This is a genomic window from Polynucleobacter sp. 78F-HAINBA (assembly GCF_018882325.1).
GTDB lineage: Bacteria > Pseudomonadota > Gammaproteobacteria > Burkholderiales > Burkholderiaceae > Polynucleobacter.
Map to the genome: position 1 here is coordinate 1 of NZ_JACVOQ010000009.1, position 19,481 is coordinate 19,481.

Annotated in this window: 20 protein-coding genes; 5 read left to right on the plus strand and 15 right to left on the minus strand. The window is 46.3% G+C overall.

Annotation, left to right across the window (positions count from 1 at the left end; translation table 11 throughout):
- Positions 1–165 precede the first annotated feature (165 nt).
- A complete protein-coding gene (locus ICN11_RS08935; RefSeq protein WP_216230081.1) occupies positions 166–1,299 on the minus strand; it encodes a mandelate racemase/muconate lactonizing enzyme family protein in 1,134 nt (377 codons plus the stop codon).
- A 118-nt stretch (positions 1,300–1,417) separates the two neighbouring features.
- Between ICN11_RS08935 and ICN11_RS08940 the strand changes: the two genes are divergently transcribed.
- Together ICN11_RS08940 and ICN11_RS08945 are read left to right on the plus strand one after the other, a co-directional pair.
- Entirely contained in the window at positions 1,418–2,344 is a 927-nt protein-coding gene (locus ICN11_RS08940) for a 3-hydroxyacyl-CoA dehydrogenase NAD-binding domain-containing protein (protein WP_216230082.1), read from the plus strand.
- Between the two features lie 71 nt (positions 2,345–2,415).
- A complete protein-coding gene (locus tag ICN11_RS08945; protein ID WP_370623622.1) occupies positions 2,416–3,879 on the plus strand; it encodes a M23 family metallopeptidase in 1,464 nt (487 codons plus the stop codon).
- A gap of 103 nt (positions 3,880–3,982) precedes the next feature.
- On the opposite strand, the gene ICN11_RS08950 is transcribed toward ICN11_RS08945, so the two are convergent.
- Positions 3,983–4,423 carry a universal stress protein gene (locus ICN11_RS08950; protein WP_216230083.1) on the minus strand — a complete coding sequence of 147 codons (441 nt, stop codon included), beginning with the start codon at positions 4,421–4,423 and terminating at the stop codon, positions 3,983–3,985.
- An 88-nt stretch (positions 4,424–4,511) separates the two neighbouring features.
- On the opposite strand from ICN11_RS08950, the gene ICN11_RS08955 reads away from it, so the two are divergent.
- Both ICN11_RS08955 and ICN11_RS08960 read left to right on the plus strand, forming a co-directional pair.
- Entirely contained in the window at positions 4,512–4,913 is a 402-nt protein-coding gene (locus ICN11_RS08955; protein WP_216230084.1) for a DUF2177 family protein, read from the plus strand.
- A 13-nt stretch (positions 4,914–4,926) separates the two neighbouring features.
- Complete coding sequence (locus ICN11_RS08960) at positions 4,927–6,564, plus strand: SulP family inorganic anion transporter (RefSeq protein ID WP_216230085.1); 1,638 nt, start codon at positions 4,927–4,929, stop codon at positions 6,562–6,564.
- Here ICN11_RS08960 and ICN11_RS08965 read toward each other — a convergent pair.
- Positions 6,561–7,292, minus strand: a complete 732-nt coding sequence (locus tag ICN11_RS08965; protein WP_216230086.1) for a sulfite exporter TauE/SafE family protein — start codon at positions 7,290–7,292, stop codon at positions 6,561–6,563. The two genes, ICN11_RS08960 and ICN11_RS08965, sit on opposite strands and share 4 nt — an antisense overlap.
- Before the next feature lie 81 nt (positions 7,293–7,373).
- Between ICN11_RS08965 and ICN11_RS08970 the strand changes: the two genes are divergently transcribed.
- Positions 7,374–8,132: a helix-turn-helix domain-containing protein gene (locus ICN11_RS08970; RefSeq protein ID WP_216230087.1), complete on the plus strand. Its 759-nt coding sequence runs from the start codon at positions 7,374–7,376 to the stop codon at positions 8,130–8,132.
- A gap of 11 nt (positions 8,133–8,143) precedes the next feature.
- Here ICN11_RS08970 and ICN11_RS08975 read toward each other — a convergent pair whose 3' ends face one another.
- From ICN11_RS08975 to ICN11_RS09030, 12 genes are all read right to left on the minus strand, one after another.
- Positions 8,144–8,404: a hypothetical protein gene (locus tag ICN11_RS08975; RefSeq protein WP_216230088.1), complete on the minus strand. Its 261-nt coding sequence runs from the start codon at positions 8,402–8,404 to the stop codon at positions 8,144–8,146.
- Positions 8,401–8,604 (minus strand): FixH family protein, encoded by a 204-nt coding sequence (locus tag ICN11_RS08980; RefSeq protein ID WP_255533204.1) that lies wholly within the window; start codon positions 8,602–8,604, stop codon positions 8,401–8,403. The genes ICN11_RS08975 and ICN11_RS08980 overlap by 4 nt, the downstream gene beginning before the upstream one ends.
- Positions 8,605–8,634: 30 nt before the next feature.
- Positions 8,635–10,092 carry a cytochrome c oxidase accessory protein CcoG gene (ccoG, locus tag ICN11_RS08985; protein ID WP_216230090.1) on the minus strand — a complete coding sequence of 486 codons (1,458 nt, stop codon included), beginning with the start codon at positions 10,090–10,092 and terminating at the stop codon, positions 8,635–8,637.
- Positions 10,093–10,094: 2 nt separating this feature from the next.
- Entirely contained in the window at positions 10,095–11,018 is a 924-nt protein-coding gene (gene ccoP / locus ICN11_RS08990; RefSeq protein WP_216230091.1) for a cytochrome-c oxidase, cbb3-type subunit III, read from the minus strand.
- The gene (locus ICN11_RS08995; RefSeq protein ID WP_216230092.1) at positions 11,015–11,182 is read right to left on the minus strand and encodes a cbb3-type cytochrome c oxidase subunit 3; all 168 of its coding nucleotides are present in this window, start codon (positions 11,180–11,182) and stop codon (positions 11,015–11,017) included. Before ICN11_RS08995 ends, ccoP begins: the two co-directional genes overlap by 4 nt.
- 38 nt (positions 11,183–11,220) lie before the next feature.
- Complete coding sequence (gene ccoO, locus ICN11_RS09000; RefSeq protein ID WP_216230093.1) at positions 11,221–11,871, minus strand: cytochrome-c oxidase, cbb3-type subunit II; 651 nt, start codon at positions 11,869–11,871, stop codon at positions 11,221–11,223.
- A gap of 13 nt (positions 11,872–11,884) precedes the next feature.
- Positions 11,885–13,324 (minus strand): cytochrome-c oxidase, cbb3-type subunit I, encoded by a 1,440-nt coding sequence (gene ccoN, locus ICN11_RS09005; RefSeq protein ID WP_216230094.1) that lies wholly within the window; start codon positions 13,322–13,324, stop codon positions 11,885–11,887.
- Between the two features lie 170 nt (positions 13,325–13,494).
- A complete protein-coding gene (gene ccoS, locus ICN11_RS09010) occupies positions 13,495–13,674 on the minus strand; it encodes a cbb3-type cytochrome oxidase assembly protein CcoS (RefSeq protein ID WP_216230095.1) in 180 nt (59 codons plus the stop codon).
- A gap of 9 nt (positions 13,675–13,683) precedes the next feature.
- Positions 13,684–16,122 (minus strand): heavy metal translocating P-type ATPase, encoded by a 2,439-nt coding sequence (locus tag ICN11_RS09015; protein WP_216230096.1) that lies wholly within the window; start codon positions 16,120–16,122, stop codon positions 13,684–13,686.
- A gap of 10 nt (positions 16,123–16,132) precedes the next feature.
- The gene (locus ICN11_RS09020; RefSeq protein WP_216230097.1) at positions 16,133–17,374 is read right to left on the minus strand and encodes a nitrate/nitrite transporter; all 1,242 of its coding nucleotides are present in this window, start codon (positions 17,372–17,374) and stop codon (positions 16,133–16,135) included.
- A 6-nt stretch (positions 17,375–17,380) separates the two neighbouring features.
- On the minus strand, positions 17,381–18,136 hold the full coding sequence (locus ICN11_RS09025) for a 2OG-Fe dioxygenase family protein (RefSeq protein ID WP_216230098.1): 756 nt from the start codon (positions 18,134–18,136) through the stop codon (positions 17,381–17,383).
- Between the two features lie 27 nt (positions 18,137–18,163).
- Positions 18,164–19,465 (minus strand): TAXI family TRAP transporter solute-binding subunit, encoded by a 1,302-nt coding sequence (locus ICN11_RS09030; RefSeq protein ID WP_216230099.1) that lies wholly within the window; start codon positions 19,463–19,465, stop codon positions 18,164–18,166.
- Positions 19,466–19,481: the final 16 nt, after the last annotated feature.

The following is a 19,481-nucleotide window of genomic DNA, read 5'->3' on the forward strand; positions in this document are numbered from 1 at the left end:
ACCCGTTTTTGACCGCCTGACTTTAAAAACTCCTTAACTACCTTTAGTTTGAACTGCTTGTTGTACTTGCTCATAAAACAAAACCCCCTTGGTTGGACATAGCGTCCAACTTTTGGGGGTCAGTTCACATGTGCGGGATTTTTTATTGCCAGGAATTTGAATACATTACACAATCTTTGTCCAAGCAGTCTTGCCGGCATACTTTTTAATCGCCGCCTCATCAAACTCAAAACCTAGTCCTGGAGTTTTGTGCAGAATCAAGTCGCCATTCTTAAAAGTAAGTTGCTTGTTAATTAATCTGCGGAAATTCAAGACCTGATCATCCAAGAAAAATTCTACGAAGCGAGCATTTGGCGTTGCTGCCACCAAGGGCGCATGCAAATCATGCATCCAGTGTGGGCAAACAATCACGCCCTTTAAATCGGCGTAAGCAGAAATACGACGCCACTCAGTGATACCACCACACACAGCTGCATCAGACTGCAAAATCGCTGCCCCACCAGCATCGATGAGCTCCCGGAAACGCCAGCGCCCCGCTTCCATCTCTCCGGTAGCCACATTAATCTTGGTTTGACGTGCCAGCGCCGCATGCAGATCAATGGCATCAGGCGAAAATGGCTCTTCAATCCAATAAGGGTTGTAAGCCTCAAAACGACGAATGTACTCCAGGGCGGTCGGCAGATCACGCCAAGCGTTATTAGCATCCAAGGTCAGTAAAACATCGTCACCAACGGCCTTACGGGCAGCCTTAACGCGTGCCTCCTCCTCTCTTGGGGAAAGGCGACCTACTTTCATTTTGACGGCCTTAAAGCCCTGTTTAACGTAGGACTCCATCTCCTTGCCCAACTTGGCAGGAGTTTTACCATCTAGATAGTAGCCACCACTGGCATAAGCCGGGACGCGGTCGTCTACGACTGATCCTAAATAATGGTGAAGGGGCAATTTTGCGGCACGGGCATTTAAATCCCAGAGCGCCGTGTCCAAAATCGAGATACCGCGCATCACTGCACCGGCGCGCCCTTGCAAAATGGACTCGTTATACATATCCATCCACAGACCTTCACTGCGATGGCTATTTTGACCAATCAGTTTTGGGGCCAGTAGTTGCTCTACTGCAATCTTGGCAATATCACCGCCTGCACTGCCGACATAGCAAAAGCCAATGCCCTCATTACCATCCTTACCGCGCACCTTGACTAGACAATAGTGGCGCTCTGAAACCGTTCGAGTGGAAAAGGAGGTGACCTTATCTAGAGGCACCGCTACAGCAGCAACTGATACTGACTCAATGATGGGCATGGGAGCTCCTATATTCAAAAAATTATTGTAGCCACAATTAAGAATGTATGACGACTTCCAAATAGGGAATAATGGGTCGCTTAGGAAGTAGCTTCATCTACGATTATTTGGAGGCATTATGAGCAAAGTTGTTGTCATGGGTACTGGGACTATGGGAGTAGGCATCGCAGCTAGCTTTCTGGCCTATGGCGCCGAAACAATTTTGCTAGGCAGGGACTGCAATAAGGCAGAGCTCAACCTTTCTAAGGTAGAGCTCTGCGCTGACACCATCAATCCCTCATGGCGAGATACTGGCGCCCAACTCATTGCAGGCAGAATCGCAGATTGGTCTGATTGGCAAAATACCGATCTCCTTATTGAAACCATTTCTGAGCGTCTTGATCTCAAAAAGGCTCTTTTTAGAGAGCTTGATCAGCGCGTGCCACCCAGCATTCCAATTGGCAGCAACAGCTCGGGCTTTCCTATTAGCGATATTACGCAAGGCCTAGCAACAAGCCATCGCATGTTTAATACCCATTACTTTATGCCCGCCCATATCGTTCCTTTGGTAGAGGTAGTGTTGGGTGAAAAATCTGATCCACAGATGGCTGAAGAGATTTGTAATCTCTATCGTAGCCATGGCAAAAAACCAGTCTTGGTCAAGCGAGATATTCCAGGGTTTTTAGCCAACCGAATTCAGCATGCCCTAATGCGTGAAGCGCTTTCTTTGGTGCAAGAAGGAATCGCTTCACCAGATGATGTTGATACTGCAGTGCGCTATAGCTTTGGCTTTCGTTATGCTGCAGTTGGCCCCATGACTCAAAAAGAAATCTCTGGCTGGGAAGGTATGGCACTAGCTGCGGAGGTCATCTACCCCTCCCTCTCGAATATCCAAGCACCCCCCGCTTGCGTTATGAATCTGGTCAAGTCTGGAAAAACAGGTATGGCTAAAGGCGCAGGTTTTAGAGAGTGGTCTCCAGAGGAGGGAGCTCAAATGAAGCAGATATATGAAGAACGACTCAAGGCGGCCTTCGAAGTACTAAAAATAGCACCTGAAGTAAATTAAATCGATATTGTTGCAACACAGCACAGCCCAAATTACCCGGATCTTTCGTAACAATATTGGATAATTGCCGGGTGAAGAAAAATGTCTGTGCGCGCCCCCTCTTGTTAAAAGGGGCAATTAACGTAATTGGATTCGCCCTAGCTGGCCTCATTCCACTACCAGGGATAGAGCTCGTCTCCAGCGCATTAGCGCAAACTACAAACCAAACTAGCAAGGTCAGCAAGGCTCCGCAAGTTAAACAAAAGATCGTCGTACAAAGCAACAAGCAAGCTGGACTTAAAGTCAAATCAGGCTCGCTAGATCAATCCTCTAAAAGCATGAGCTTAAATCCAGAATTATTTAAACGGATTGAGGGCCAGTACAGCAATGATGTTGGCTCGAATTTAGATTACCGCGTCCAACGTGGCTGCCTACGTCGCAGCTTTAATGAGGACAATCTCCCGGCCAACTTAGGTCTCAGCGATAACAACTTCAATGATTTCTTCCGATCCCAAACCAAAGGCTTTTTTGACCGAATGCGTGGTAATTGCATCCCTTATGCATTAGCTCTTGGAAGTCGAAACCGTTTTGACTCACTCAGCATCATGAACGGCCCCATACAAGACGCCAAGACGGAAATTTGGACCTTTACCCCTTCAGCAGCAGGCAGCTTCTTAATTCAACAGGACTACCTAAAAGACGAGTCGAAGCGTTTTACTGAAATTCAACTACCATTACGTGACGTTTTATACGACCCCAAAAAAGTAGGCGATAAATTGCCAGTGGAGCTCATTTGGGATTTGAACTCTGTCATTAAACAGATCTATCCCGAAGATAGCAGCGCATTAGAAAATACCAACAGCATTGTTCGCTTGATTGTGGACTTTGGTGATAAAGAGCGTTGGGCGCAAATATGGGCAGCTGAAATTATTGATCCAGTTTCAGGCGAAGTATTTTCTAGCGCATTTTGGGTGGAAAGAAGTGATATTCCAGGCGCCTTTTATGCTGCTAGTGGCGAGTCCATCGAGCGCACCTTCTGGACCAATCCCTTAAGTTATCGACGCATCTCGAGGGGCGTTGGAAGCGTGAGAGCATCTAGTAAAAAAGTTGCCCCATCTAAGAATGCCAATGCGACAGCGGCAGCACCAAAGCAACGATATCGAACCCACATGGGGATTGATTACTCAGCACCGATTGGGACGCCAATCTTTAGCGTAGCAACCGGCAAGGTAGTGCATTTGGGCTATAGCGGCGCCTTTGGCAATCTCATTATCCTTGAGCACCCCGGAAACTATCGCACCTACTATGCTCATTTAAGCAACTACAACACCGAGCTAGAAGTTGGGAATGAAGTGCGACGTGGTTTGGAGATCGGCTATGTTGGGTCAACCGGACGCTCTACCGGCCCTCACCTTCACTTTGAATTAAGGAAAGATGGTATCTACGTTGATCCATATGGCGCTAAAACAGAGTTAGATTTATGGAATATGCGCGATAGCGATAGCGGCTTACTCACCAGAGAAATTCTCTTACTGGGCACGCCCCCCAAGAATTAAGAAGCGCTTAATCACTGCAGCAATATTAAAGGGGCCTAATTGAGCTGACCCACAAAAGTTGGGCAGTTCAATTAGGCCCCTTTAATGTTTACGGCGTCGTGTATCAACCAAGAACTAATACTGGCAACTTAGCATGCACAATCACTTCATGCGTTTCGCTGCCCAATAAAACACTCTTAATGCCAGTGCGCTTATGTGAAGCCATCACGATCACATCCGCCTTGGCTTTCTTGGCGCCTTCCAAAATACCCTCAGATAAATTGCTATCTGCGATATGCAAGGCATTGACCTTAATGCCAGTACCTAATGCAACAGTTGCTTTTTTAAAGATATCCATAGCGAATGCCTCGCATACCTTCTTATGATCTTTTTGAGAAATGCCATAGCCCATCGTGCTATCGGAATAGACCATCGGCGGCATTGGATCGGAAACATAAACCAATGTCACAGCGGCTTTATCAGCTTTAGCAAGCGCGGCAACCTTTTTTAAGGACTTTTTACTTACATCTGAACCATCAACCGGTACTAATAAGTGCTTGAACATATCGACTCCTGTTAAATTAAACCCTAATGACTTTCATTCCATCATAATCCTTATTATTCATCTGTAAAAGCATGAAAGGGGCACTGAATTGCTCAAGTATTTAGCGGTCTATTTTTCATTTTTACTGTCATTAGTCGTCATTGATTTGATTTGGCTGCTCGGCATCGCCAAGAATCTCTACCGCGACGACATGGGCTCGCTCATGGCCAGCGAACCCAAATTGCTGGCTGGCCTCGGTTTTTATCTTCTATATGCGCTTGGTGCATCCATTTTTGTCATACTCCCAGCCATCTCTAGGCAGTCCTGGATATATGCAGTGCAATATGGCGCCCTATTTGGCTTCTTTTGTTACATGACTTACGACCTCACTAACTTAGCAGTAATTCGTGACTTTCCCATTCGATTGGCATTTATCGATATCGCTTGGGGATCTGCAGTAACAGCACTTTCCACAACTATTGCCTACTGGGTTGGTAGTCGCATAGCCTGAAGCCTTTTTACTAATGAATCTCTTTCACCCGAAACTACTCGATTCTTTTAAAGGCTATAACGGAGCCCTGCTCAGCAAAGATATTTTGGCGGGTATTACGGTTGGCGTAGTTGCACTGCCATTGGCAATGGCATTTGCGATTGCCAGCGGACTTAAGCCTGAAGCGGGCCTCTTTACAGCCATCATTGCTGGTGGTCTGATTTCAATACTAGGCGGTAGTCGCGTTCAAATTGGCGGGCCAGCTGGCGCCTTCATTGTGATTGTGTACGGCATTGTTGAGCACTATGGCGTTGCCAATTTACTCTTAGCGACCGCGATGTCTGGAGTATTTTTATTTCTGATGGGGCTCTTTCGGCTGGGCACTTTAATTCGCTTTATTCCAGTTGCCGTCATTATTGGATTTACCAATGGAATCGCCGTATTAATTGGCCTATCGCAAGTGAAAGAATTTTTTGGCTTGCAAATTACGAAGATGCCTGCTGAATTTTTTCAGGCAATTCAGACTTTATATGCAGCAGCCGATACAGTGAATCCAATTGCCCTCATGCTATCGATGGGTAGTCTGGCGCTGTTAATTTCTTGGCGGGCATTTCAAAAGCATCTCGGCTACCTAAGCCATATTCCAGGAACAGTCATTGCAATGGCTGTAGCTACCATAGTTACCGGCATATTTAATCTTCCCGTGGATACGATAGGTAGTCGCTTTGGAGGCATTCCCTCCGGACTACCCAGCTTTGAATGGATTCCCATTAGCTGGAGCACTGCACAGTTTGTGATTGCACCAGCAATTACTCTCGCCCTGCTTGGTGCGATTGAATCGCTACTATGCGCACGGATTGCCGATGGACTCATCCACGATCGCCATGAGTCGAATCAAGAGCTCATGGCTCAAGGTATCGCCAATGTAGTTAGTCCATTTTTTGGCGGCATGCCAGCAACAGGAACCATTGCAAGAACAGTCACCAATATACAAAGTGGTGCAAGCACTCCGATTGCTGGGATCGTTCACTCAATCACATTACTCGTGATTATTTTGTTTGGTGCTCCACTCGCTAAAGATATCCCTTTGGCCAGCTTAGCTGCCATCCTAATGTTTGTTGCTTGGAATATGGGTGAGTGGAGAAAATTTGCTGACCTAAAACAATTTCGTCTACCGTATCGCTTGACCATGTTGAGCGTCTTTTTTCTGACGATCATTTTGGATCTCACCGTTGCAATCCAAGTAGGCCTGCTGCTAGCATTTATTACCTTCATCTATCGCATCTCTAGCTTATCTCGATATGAATCGGCAAGTGCAGTTGATTTTCCAGAACTGCAGCAGTTCCAAGGAAGTATTTCCGTCTTCAGAATCTATGGCGCCATCTTTTTTGGTGCTGTAAAAATTCTGGAGAACATTGAAAATGAATTGCCTTCAAAAGTATTGGTACTTGATTTGAAGAACGTCATCTACATCGATGTTTCTGGAATGGATGCCCTGCTTGAGCTTGAAGAGGTTTGCAAAAATCGGGGTGTCAGACTCCTAATTTGCGGGCTGGTACATCAGCCATATGAAATGGCAGTGCGCGGAGGTCTCTTTGAGCGACTGTCTGATGACGGCATCTACCCAGACTTACAACATGGCATTGCCGCGGCAATTAGTCAGTCACATTAACTGATACAGAAACCACCTTTTAGCAAAGCTTCCGGCAAATACCAAGCCCGATAAAGGCCAAATATTCCTGCAGATATCAAAAGGCCAGCAGCGATATACCTCACCCAAATATATTGACCGAACTGCGTCAAGGCTGCTGAAAATTTAGAGATCAGCAAGAGGTTAGGTAAAGTGCCCAAGCCAAATGCCAGCATCATCGCTGCTCCGGTGAATACATCCCCCGATAAAAATGCGAGGGGTAAAACGCTATAAACCAAACCACAGGGAACCAAGCCCCACACCATTCCACTGAACCAACGGGATGAACGACCCGTAAAGCTTCCTAAGTATTTGGCCCAATAACTCGCCATCCGCGCACCCAGCCACTTTCCGACCAATAAGGGATTATTGGACCTCTGGCGCAAAAGACGTACTCCCATCAGCAATAAAACTAAAGACGTAAAAGCAAATAGGGGGCGCTGAATCGGCACTACGTTTTGCTGCCAAAGAATAGCTCCAGCCCAAGCAGCGAGAGCACCTAGGAGAACATAGGTCGTCAAGCGTCCTAAGTGCATAATTAGTTGAAGATAAAACAACTCAGACTTAGTCTGCAAGGGGGCGTAAGAAGCCGACGGGGCACTGCCCTGACGTTCAATTGCCGCCGCAATACCGCCACACATTAGGGCGCAGTGCCACCCACTAACTAGAGCGCCCAAGAATACGGCTAACAAAAGACTGGTAGTCAGCATTTAAGCATCCAGCCCTGCGGGGAAATATTAAAATTGCGCATTATCCGAGTAGAATAAACTCATCTGACATCTTGATCCAATATGAATTACACCAGCTCTGATGCCCCAAGTAGCAAATGCTCAGTATGCGTACTGGGTCAATTCTGCTTGCCAGTAGGGATCAGCTCAAGTGATATTGCCAAGATTGATACCCTCGTAAAAGAGCGGGTCCACTTACAAAAAGGTGAAAGCCTCTACCGTCATGGCGACCCACTTTCTGCGGTGTACAGCGTACGCTTTGGCACCCTAAAGACCGAGTACGGCCTCGAGGACGGACGTCAACAAGTGATTGGCTTTCATCTTCCAGGGGAAATCTTAGGTCTTGATGGCATCGGTGAAGGCAGCTACCAATCCGAGGCAATTGCCCTTGAAGAGAGTGAAGTCTGCATTATTCGCTACGAAGCATTTGAGGATTTGGCGCGCCAAATTCCAGTTCTACAAAAGCAGTTCCACCGCATTCTGAGCAGAGAACTCACACAAGACCAACGTCACCTGCTCTCATTGGGTAGCTTGCGCGCAGAAGAGCGTTTAGCGGCCTTCCTGCTGAATCTATCCCAACGCCTAGCTGCGCGTGGTTATCAAAACAATGAATTTGATTTACGCATGAGTCGCGTGGAAATTGGTAGTTACTTAGGCATTCAGATTGAAACTGTGAGCCGCATGCTGTCCCGCTTTGCTGAATCAGGACTAATTCAGATTAAACAGCGTCATATCAAGCTAATTGACATGGACGGACTTTATGAATTAGCCAGCATCCCTAACCCAGACCGCGCCGTTCAAATCAAACCAATCAACGCTTAAGCAAGACTGCTTTAAATCAAGCCGCGATCAGGGGCTTTGTCACCGTCCGCATCAATACCCGGCAGAATGTAGGCAGTCAAAGCACTCGAGAACGAGCAAAAAATCCAAATGACAAAAAATCCAATGGTGTAGATGCCTTCATCGGAAATATTTGGATGATAGCCAAAAAACAATAGCTCAGCAGGATGCACGATGCTAAAGAGCAAGCCTTCAGCCAGAATAGACACCAAAAACGATGGCCACATAATCCAAATGAATAAGCGGTACTTCATTTGCGATCCTGCTCTACCTTGAGCTGCTCAACTTTAAGTCCACGCTTCACGACGCCATCGCGAACCGGCTTATCCGAATATAGATTAACGGCCAAATAAATAGTAATTACACAACCAATGGCAGCAACTGCTGGGCCACTAATTAATAGCCATGGCCAAAGCTGCTTAAACCAGGGCTTATTTGTTTCGTGTTGTGACATATTCATCCTCTCCATCTTTCGCTACACAGCTTAGCGGGGAACAATAAAGCTTGATTTTTCATCGCGGGTTCTGGTGATCAATTCATTACCAGATATCTCATGGCCAATCACATCAAAATGAATCGGGTAATTACCAGGTTCATGCGCGCCTACGGTAGTGCTTACTTTAACCGGAATCAATAGATTACTGGCTGGACCTACTTCAATCTCTGTAACAACCTGTCCTTGTGAATTTAGGATTTTTAGGTCGTCTAAGCCCGTTGCTTTTACTTGAACATTCATATTATTTTCAGAAGCATTCATGATCTGAATACGATAGATGTTCTCGATACGCACACCATCTACCTCACGAGCCAATGCGCCACGATCTCGCATCACATCGACCCGCAATGGATTTCTGGTTACCAAAGAAATCAGGAAGGCACTTGTGAGAACCGTAATGAAAGCCATGTAAATCAAAACACGAGGTCGCAAGATATGGCGAATCGCGCTTTGATTGGTTTCTTTATCCTCAATGGCTCGCTCAGTCGTATACCGAATCAATCCTTTTGGATAATCCACCTTCTCCATAACCTGATCACAAGCGTCAATACACGCTCCGCAACCAATACACATGTATTGGAGGCCATCACGAATATCAATACCAGTTGGGCAAACTTGCACGCAAATACTGCAATCCACGCAATCGCCTAAACCTAACGTGGCATGATCAGCCGACTTGCTACGGCTACCACGTGGCTCGCCACGGACCTTATCGTAGGTAACCAGGAAAGTATCTTTATCGACCATCACGCTCTGGAAGCGAGCGTATGGACACATGTATTTGCAAACCTGCTCACGCATAAATCCTGCATTACCCCAGGTTGCGAAGCTATAGAAACACAACCAGAAGGTTTGCCATGGGCCGAGTGATAAATGCAGAATAGCTGCACTTAGAGTTTCAATTGGCGTGAAATAACCAATGAAAGTAAAGCCAGTCCAGAAGGCAATTAAGAGCCAAAGGAAATGCTTGGTGATTTTGAGGCGCCACTTACGAACACTCCAAGGCCACTCTTCCCCGTCCAAACGAATACGCGCGAATCGGTCACCCTCGACCTTACGCTCAATCCACATAAAGATTTCGGTGTAGACAGTTTGAGGACAGGCATAACCACAAAATAATCGGCCAGCAATAGCCGTAAAGAGGAACAACGCAAGTGCGGAAAGGATTAACAGGAGCGTGAGATAAATCACATCCTGTGGCCATAACACTACGCCAAAGATATAAAACTTACGCTGTATTAAGTCAAAGAGAACCGCTTGTCGGCCATTCCAACTAACCCATGGCAGGCCGTAAAATAATAATTGAGTGGCGATAACCAAAATGATGCGCCAGCGAGCAAAAATGCCGCTTACTGAACGCGGGTAAATCTTACGACGAATCTCATAGAGAGATTCGTCGATTACCTCTATCGGAATAACCTTACCTACAGAAGATTTATCTGACACTATTACTTAGCCTGCGCTGGTTTATTGTTTGATAAACCCCAAACATAAGCCGTCAAGAGATGAATCTTCTCAGGACTCAATACCTTATCTTGAGATGGCATCATCGCCATGCGGCCTTTAGTGACAGTTTCAATAATAGTTGCCTCTGAACCACCATACAACCAAGTCTTATCTGTCAAGTTAGGTGCGCCTAGAGCAATATTACCTTTGCCATCCGCGCCATGACATGCTGCGCAATTGGATTTAAATACTTCTGCGCCGCGCGCTGCCTTCAAATCATCCGCCGGTAAGCCAGAGAGGCTGCGTACATAGTTAGCAACATCAATAATTTGCTTGCTATCAAGCTGTGGGAACGGAGGCATCACACCAGCACGCCCATTAATCAATGTTGTCTTGATGTTTTCTGGAGAACCACCATAGAGCCAGTCACCATCAGTTAAATTTGGAAAGCCTTTAGAGCCGCCCGCATCTGAACCATGGCACTGAGCGCAAGAGTTCAAGAACAAACGTTGACCCATTTCACGCGCTTTTGGATCTGCAGCAACCTGCTCAATATCCATCTTTACGTACTTAGCGTACACAGGCTTTAACTCATCATTCGCTTCAGTCATGGAGCTCATCAATGCACCATCAGTGGTGTAACCCATCACACCAGGAAATGATCCTAAACCCGGGAACAAAACTAAATACACCAATGCAAATACACAAAATATCAGGTACATCCAAGCCCACCAACGTGGCAATGGATTATTTAGCTCTCGTAAGTTTCCATCCCATACGTGACCCGTATCAGCAACCGCACCATCAGGCGTATGAATTACTTTAGCTTTGCGCTGAGAAGCCAGCAACCAGACGCACCAAAAGATTCCGACCAATGCCACTAAAGCGACATAAATACTCCAACCACCATTAAAAAAGTCACTCATGATTTGTCCTTACTAAATTCATCCGGTAGATCAAATGGTAGTTCAGCAGATTCTTCATTTGCTTCCCTCCTACCTGGAGACCACGCCCACCAAACAATCCCAACAAAAACGACAAGTCCGATTACTGTTGAAAAGGCGGAGAGATAGGCTGTGATCTGTTCCATTTGATTTATGTAGTCTTTTAAATTAATAACCCTGGTGCTTATTTCGCTACAACTTCATCAACAATGATGTAGCGACGATTGACACCCAAACCTTGAAGATAGGCAATTAGCGCATCCTCTTCGGTCTTACCTTCCAACTCTTTAGGCGCCTCTGCAATCATTTCGTCGGTATAAGGGATACCTAAACGACGCATCGCAACCATATGAGACTGAATCGAGGAAGCATCGGCAGCATTCTTTTGCAACCAAGGATATCCAGGCATATTGGACTCAGGAACCACATCACGCGGATTGCGGAGGTGGATGCGATGCCAATCATCAGAATAGCGAGCACCAACACGAGCTAAATCAGGGCCAGTGCGTTTACTACCCCACAAAAATGGATGATCATATACAGACTCGCCAGCCAAAGAGTAGGGGCCATAACGCTCTACTTCTGAGCGTAATGTGCGAATCTGTTGTGAGTGGCAACCAACGCAACCTTCACGTTGATATACGTCGCGCCCAACCAATCGCAACGCTGTATAAGGCGCCACACCAGGACTAGGCTCTGTTGTTGTGTGCTGAAAGAACAGCGGAACAATTTGCACCAAACCAGCAATGGAGACCACCACGATGGTGGCAATAATTAACCAACCAACGTTCTTCTCAAGTGTTCCATGGGAAAAGAATTTATTTTCATTTGACATTTTTCTTCTCCTCTTAGTGTTCAGCCACGGCCAATGGAATTGGCGCGTTAACGAAAGTTTTACCTTGAACAGTCTTGAAGACGTTGTACGCCATCAAGAACATGCCACTGAGGTAGCAGAGGCCACCCAATAAACGGATTACATAGAACGGGAATGTTGCCTTTACAGATTCAACGAAGCTGTAAGTGAGGGTTCCATCCGGCTCAAATGCCCTCCACATTAAACCTTGCATTACTCCAGCAATCCACATTGCAGCGATATAAAGAACAACGCCAATTGTTGCAATCCAAAAATGCAACTCAATCCAACGGACGCTATACATTTCTTTCTGACCCACTAAACGTGGGATCAGGTAATAGAGTGAACCAATCGTAATCATGGCAACCCAACCAAGAGCGCCTGAGTGAACGTGACCAATAGTCCAGTCTGTATAGTGTGACAAGCTATTTACAGTCTTAATAGACATCATTGAGCCTTCAAACGTAGACATACCGTAGAAAGACAATGCCACCACTAAGAATTTGAGAATTGGATCTTGGCGTAATTTGTACCAAGCGCCAGATAAAGTCATGATACCGTTGATCATGCCACCCCATGATGGAGCCAACAAAATCAATGAGAAAACAGTGCCTAGTGACTGAGTCCAGTCAGGCAATGAAGTATGTTGCAAGTGGTGAGGACCTGCCCACATATAGGTAAAGTTCAAGGCCCAGAAGTGAACAATCGACAGACGATATGAATAAATCGGGCGATCAGCCTGCTTTGGAATGAAGTAGTACATCATGCCCAAGAAGCTGGTAGTCAAGAAGAAGCCAACCGCATTGTGACCATACCACCACTGAACCATCGCATCTTGTACGCCTGCATAAGCAGAATAAGACTTCCACATCGTTGCCGGCATCTCTAAATTATTAAAGATATGCAGAATGGCAATGGTAAGAATGTACGCGCCAAAGAACCAGTTAGAAACATAAATATGCTTCGTTTTGCGTTTCATGATGGTGCCAAAAAATACTACTGCATAGGCAACCCAAACCAAAGTAATGAGGATATCAATTGGCCACTCAAGTTCTGCGTACTCTTTTGAAGTTGAAAAGCCGAGAGGCAAAGTAACAGCAGCTAATACGATTACTAATTGCCAACCCCAAAAGGTAAATGCAGCTAGCTTGTCACAAAAGAGTCGAGCCTGACTCGTGCGCTGTACAACATAATAAGAAGTCGCAAACAATGCCGATCCACCGAAGGCAAAAATCACTGCATTGGTATGCAAGGGACGTAAGCGACCGTAACTCAACCATGGAATATTAAAAGTGATATCAGGCCAAATGAGCTGCGCAGCGAGGATAACCCCCACGAGCATGCCCACAATTCCCCAAAGTACCGTAACGATGGCAAATTGGCTGACAACCTTGTAATTGAAGGTATCTTGATTGTTCCCCACGGTAAGTCCCATGGTTTCTCCTTTTTTTGTGACCAAACAGCGACATAATCCAAATAGACTGGGACTATTATCAAAGTAAGCCTAAGAAGGTGTTTTGATCTATGTCAAAAAGGATGCGTGCATTTATGCTTATTACAACTCTGCTTTTTTGAGTGTATTAGCTAACTATTTAAAAAATATAGCTATTTTTGATAGTGTTCACTAACATCTTTAGACTGAGGTGTATCATCATCCATCAAAATGGCCTCACCAGGACCCTCTAAATCGTCAAACTGCCCCGCCTTCACTGACCAATAGAAAATCCAGGCCAAAAGTCCAATTAATAGCAAAGAAATGGGGATTAAGAGAAAAAGGCTTTCCATACCTCTAGTCTAGGCCTTTCTGAGACGCCAGGCATTCAATGTAACCGCCAAGGAGGAAAGTGACATGCCGATACCTGCAACCCAGGGGTTGACCCAGCCCATCATGGCGGCTGGAATCGCCAGCAAGTTGTAAACCAAGGCCCAGATCAAGTTTTCTTTAATAATCAGCTGGGTTTTATCAGCCAGCAACAAAGATTTGGCCAAGGGGGCCAAAGAGCTTGCCGTCAAAATCGCATCTGCGCCTGCTGTAGCAAGTGGCGCACCCGCACCAACAGCAATAGAGACATCAGCCCTAGCCAACAAAGGAGCATCGTTAATGCCGTCACCAATTGCCCAAACAAAACGGCCTTCATTTTGCAGGCCCTCAATGTAATGATATTTTTCCTCTGGAGAACAAGCCCCTTTGAAATTATCAATGCCAACTTGATGTGCCCACCACGCCACTGTAGCTGGGTCATCCCCAGAAACTAAATGCACAGTAATCTTGCGAGATTTTGCAGCAGCTAATAGTTTTTCAAGACCCGGCCTTGGCGTATCGAGAAATAGAAAGCTCGCAATTAATCCTGTGTCATCCGCCAAGTGGACTTGACCATACTGCCCTTCTTGCGCAATCTGTTGAGCGCCCACCCAAGCGGCGCTTCCCAATCGATAGACCCCCGAGCTAAGCCCTTTACCCAACTGATTGATGATTGGTTCGGGCAAGCTGAACAAGGGGCAATTTTCAGCATCTGCAGCGCGCAATAAAGAAAGTGCAAGAGGATGTTTTTGACCTCCCTCCATTGACGCAGCTAAGCTGAGAACATCTGTTCTCGAAAACTCTGGACGAGCAATCAGAATTTCTTTTAATTCTGGTTGACCCATAGTGAGCGTGCCAGTTTTATCGAGCACCAAGTCAGTAGATTTGACCAAACCTTCGAGTACGTGACCACGCACAATTAACAAGCCCAGTTTTGTGACAGCGCCTTGGGCTGCAGCCATCGCCGTTGGTACTGCAAGAGATAAAGCACAGGGACAACTAGCCACTAGTACAGAAACTAATACTGTCCAAGCTCTGCTAGGGTCGACGTACCACCAAATCGCCGAAGACAGAAAAGCAGCGATCAATAAAAAGCCGACAAAATATCCAGCCCACTTTTCTGCGAGACTTACCATCAAAGGCTTGGCCTGCAATGCCTGATCCAATAGCGAGGCAATACCTGCAATGCGGGTGGATTGCCCTACTGCATCGATTCTCATGAGCAGGGGATTCAAAATATTATGAGTGCCCGCATAAACGCGATCACCAATCCTCTTATCAATCGGCTTGGATTCACCTGTCAGCAGCGACTCATCTAGAGCGCTCTCATACTCGATCAAAATGCCATCAGCCGGAACAACATCTCCTGGTGAAATACGTAGAACCTCGCCAGGGTTGCAATTAATTACAGGAACAATTTCCACCTGCTGAGATGCGGGATAGTTTGGCACCCTCTCACAAGTGGCTGGCAACTGTTTTGCCAAAGCCTCTGCTCCACCCTGCGCATCTTGACGCGCCAATAACTCTACATAGCGAGCAGCCAAAATAAAGGCAACAAACATTGTGATTGAATCAAAGTATCCCTGCCCTGAACCAGTCGCGAGATTCACCGTACCAGCAGAGAATGCTAGAGCTAAAGCCAAGGCAATCGGAACGTCCATGCCCAACATATGCGTCTGACGAAATGATGCAATGCTGCGCCAGGCGGCCTGAAAAATAGGAGCAGCCGAATAGACCATCACCGGAACAGTGAGGGCCCAACTGGTCCAGCCTAATAAAAGATCATATTCGGCAGTGATGTCACTATCGCCGACGTAAGTTGGCCATGCATACATCATGACTTGCATCATGCCTAGCAGTGCAACTCCAAGCCGCGTGAGCAATTGACGGCGTTCTTTTTTGGACTTTTCAATTGAAAGGGAAGGCTCAAAAGGCCAAGCCTCATAACCAATGCGCTCCACCTCAAATAGCAAACGGGCTAAGCTAGTTTGCTCAGGTGAAAATTCTGCCTTTACTTTTTGGCTCACATAATTAATCTGCACATCCTTCACGCCCGGGATGCGTCGCAAATGCTGCTCACACAACCAGACACAAGCAGCACATCGAATCTTCTCGAGTCTTAAGGTTGTCTCTAGATTCCCCTCCTCACCACTGGATCGGGTGTAGCGACCAAGCAAAGAGGGGTCATCATAGGGAGCAAGGCTATCGGGAATTTCATTTGAGGCAAGGTAAGCTGCAGGCTTATCACTTGACTGGGCACGGCGTGCATAAAAGACCTCAAGCCCTTCGCCGTGAATGGTTTGTGCAATAGCCATACAACCAGCACAACAGAATTTTCTATTAATACCACTCAGCTCAAGCTCATATGAGTCACCCGGAAGAATGAAACTCCCACAGTGATAACAGCTATTGCTTGGCAAACTAGAGTTCATGAATAAATCATTAATTACGGGTTAGAGACTTGCTGACCCAACCATTACGTCGCTCGTAAAGAACAAACAGTACGCCCCAGACTACAACAGCGGCATAAGCACAAACCCAAGATATTTGCGAGGCGCGTGACCCAGTTAAATCGAGAACAAAACCAAAAATAGCTGGGCCCAGTAAGCCGCCTCCAAAACCCATTAAGGAGTGAAGACCCATTGCAGCACCTTTAATGTTTTCTTGGGCGCTCACCACCAAACCAGCTGTCAGAGTAGCAGAATCAGCCATGATAAAAATAGTGTGCCCTACTGCCAAAGCAACAATCAACCACCAAGATTGTCCGGTTGAAGAAGCCAGCGCCACTCCACATGCTGCGCTAGATAGCATGACAAAGAAAATCCATTTTTGACGCCCTATTCTTAAAGCAATCTCATTTCCAATGATGGATGCCGGAACGCCAAAAAAATTAATCACGCCAGCAAGGGTGGTGGCAGTCAACAGAAAAGGGTCGCCCGTCACGATTGCACAGAAACCAAAAAAAGCTACTATCCAACTACGAGAAGCAAACAACTCTATTGAGTGCACGGTGTAACCAAAAATAAAACCTGAAGCTGTTTTATCTTGCAAGACTAAGCGCCACTTATCAACTGGAAAAATATCGTGCAATCGAATCCGAATTGGGCCATGCCATTTTTCATGAGTGAGCGCGGGAATAAATAGAAGCACAATCATCAAAGCAGTGAATGGTCCTAAGGCAATGATTCCGAAAACATAGCGCCAACCTAAACCATCCAAGATCCAACCTGAGCAGAGGTAAGAGAAGCCGGTACCAATACCAAAAAAAGCCGTATAGAAGGCAATGTGGCGACTCAATTCACCTGTCTTAATGCGATCCGATAGAATTTTTAAGCCGGGCATATAAGTGCCAGCCAAACCAGCGCCATTTAGAGCCATAAAGATCAAGGCGGTCCAGAAGTTATAGGCAAAAAGACCCATACCTAGTAAGCCACAAGTCGCGGAAAGGCCACCTATAAGATAAACTTTTTTTGCATCAACGCGATCTGTGAGTGCCGTTGCTAATGGGACCATCAGCATATAACCAAAGAAGAAGGCGCTGGCAATTAAGCCTGATTGCAAGTTACTGAGATGCCACTCTTCCTGCAGGGTTGTCAGAACTACAGCGTAACAAGCAAAACCTAGCAGCGCACAAGTTTGCGCCATGAGCATAAAAGGTGTGTAGCCGGTAGGTTTAAAACGCATAAGGATTTACTGCTGACTACGATTAGGTGAATCCTGAAATCCATTTGAGCGGAAAGTCAGCACCAGAGTATCCCTAAAACCGTGAGGCCCTAAAGGCTGAATGGGGGTGGATTCATGAATCATTCTTTCATCATTCATGAGCAATAAAGACCAAGGCTCAGTGAGCGTAAACCGCAAACCAGCCGACCCACCCGCATCAAAAATACGAGTTTCCCCACCTTTGATGCCGACTCGATTAAGTAAAAATACAGCTACAAAATCTACGCCATCGCGATGCGCTCCCTCAGGAGTTGGTCGCCCAATTCCATCGGTTGTATCAATCCTAAATTGGTGCGCCTCAACAAACCAGGTATTGACTTGCTTGACACCATTGAGAACGTGGGCCAACCCCAGTAAAAGCGATTGCCAGGCAGGACTGGCGGTGAGTTGAGCCTGGGAAGGCTCAAACCAGCGCTCTATGCCACCATGTAATGCGTTGTAGTTCACAGACTGCCAATGGGCACGATGAGGCACCATGGTCAAAGACTCACCTTTGATCTCAAAACTAGAATGGCGGCGAAAACGGTAACGCCCACCATCCCTGAGATAAGGGTCACGCGGCAACTCTTCCCAAAACTGGGTGAGATCTTGTAATTTATCGAGATCGACATGCGCTATTTGCGCAACATCCCTCGCAGAGACGATCGCAAAACCATCGCCCCGAAGAGAATTTGCTAATTCCTTTAGGGGTGTAAGCGGCGGCGACAGGCTTGAGAGGGTCATGAGCTTATTTTAGGCGTTTACCAAAAATCAGGGGTGCAAATTCAAGCGGCCGCGCACTTCCCCTACGTGGCCCTTCAAGTCATAGAGCTCTTTAGCATCGAGCATGGAGACTTTGATGTTCCCCACCCTTCTCTCAATGTCAGCCAAATCCTTAAAGTTTGTTTCTTTTAATGCTGGGTTAGCTGCATTTCTTTCAATCACTTTCAGCTCTTCATATACCTGAGACAATTTAAGGCGCAATAGTAAATTCTTAGCTGCCGGAATATAGGTAAATAAGGGGATCAAGATTACCAATAATGGAATCACAATTTTGGCGAAGCGGCCAATCCAGACCGCAGTCCAGAACGGTAGGTGACGATGCAAGAAAGAAGGTCCATCTTTTAAGTAGATTTCAGCATCTACGTGCAAAGGAAAATCAAGCCCTGTGCCAGATGGGAACTCCCCCGGCTTTTGCAAATAAGAATAGGTTTTTAAAATGTCGTATGTCTCGCTAAGTAATAAAGTTACTAAAGCAGGACTCACATCATCCTTTCCCACCAAGGTTGCCGTAGCGGCCAATACCTGTATATCCTGACGCGGAAGATCGTACGCAATACTCACTACTCCACGAGGGACTGTGACCTTTGAGAGAAAAGGAAATAAATGGACATAAGCATCGGCCTGCTCGAAATTCATCAAGCGAATGCCAGGGGTTTCATAGAAGCTTCTAACCAAAGGAGCCTCCGCAGCGCTGACTAAGAACACAGCATCTAACTCACCTTTTTTGAACTTCTCTAATGCGTCGAGTGGCTTTAACTTTTGCGCACGTAAATCATTCAAACTGATTCCACTTGCTTCGAGCAGTTGCGAAGTCAAGGTTAATGTGCCACTCCCTTCATTGCCGATGGATACACGCTTACCTTTTAGTTGACTCAACAAGCCCAATCGCCCAGACTCATTCTGAAAGCTAGACTCTCGATACCAAACCCATACCGGCTCATAAAATACGCCAGCAATTGAAACAAAATTAGGGTGCTTGGATAAATCGGCAACACCACCCTGAACCATTGCAAAATCAACGCCAGACTCGGGGTTACTTAATAAAGCCAAGTTATCACTAGTGCCTCCCGTGGTTCGCAACTTCAGCGACACACCCTCCTGAGCCATTTCAGCTTGAAGTTTTTCTCCAAACTGCTGATAGAGGCCCGTAGGAAAGCCAGTAGCCAACTCAATTGATCTCGGTGGTGGTGGTACCAAAACCCACAAGGTAGCAAAAAGGATGGTGACCAGAATTAAAAAGGCAATGCCAACCACCAGGGGGTTATAGATATTTTTGCGTATGAAGTCCATAAGAATTCTTCTCGTT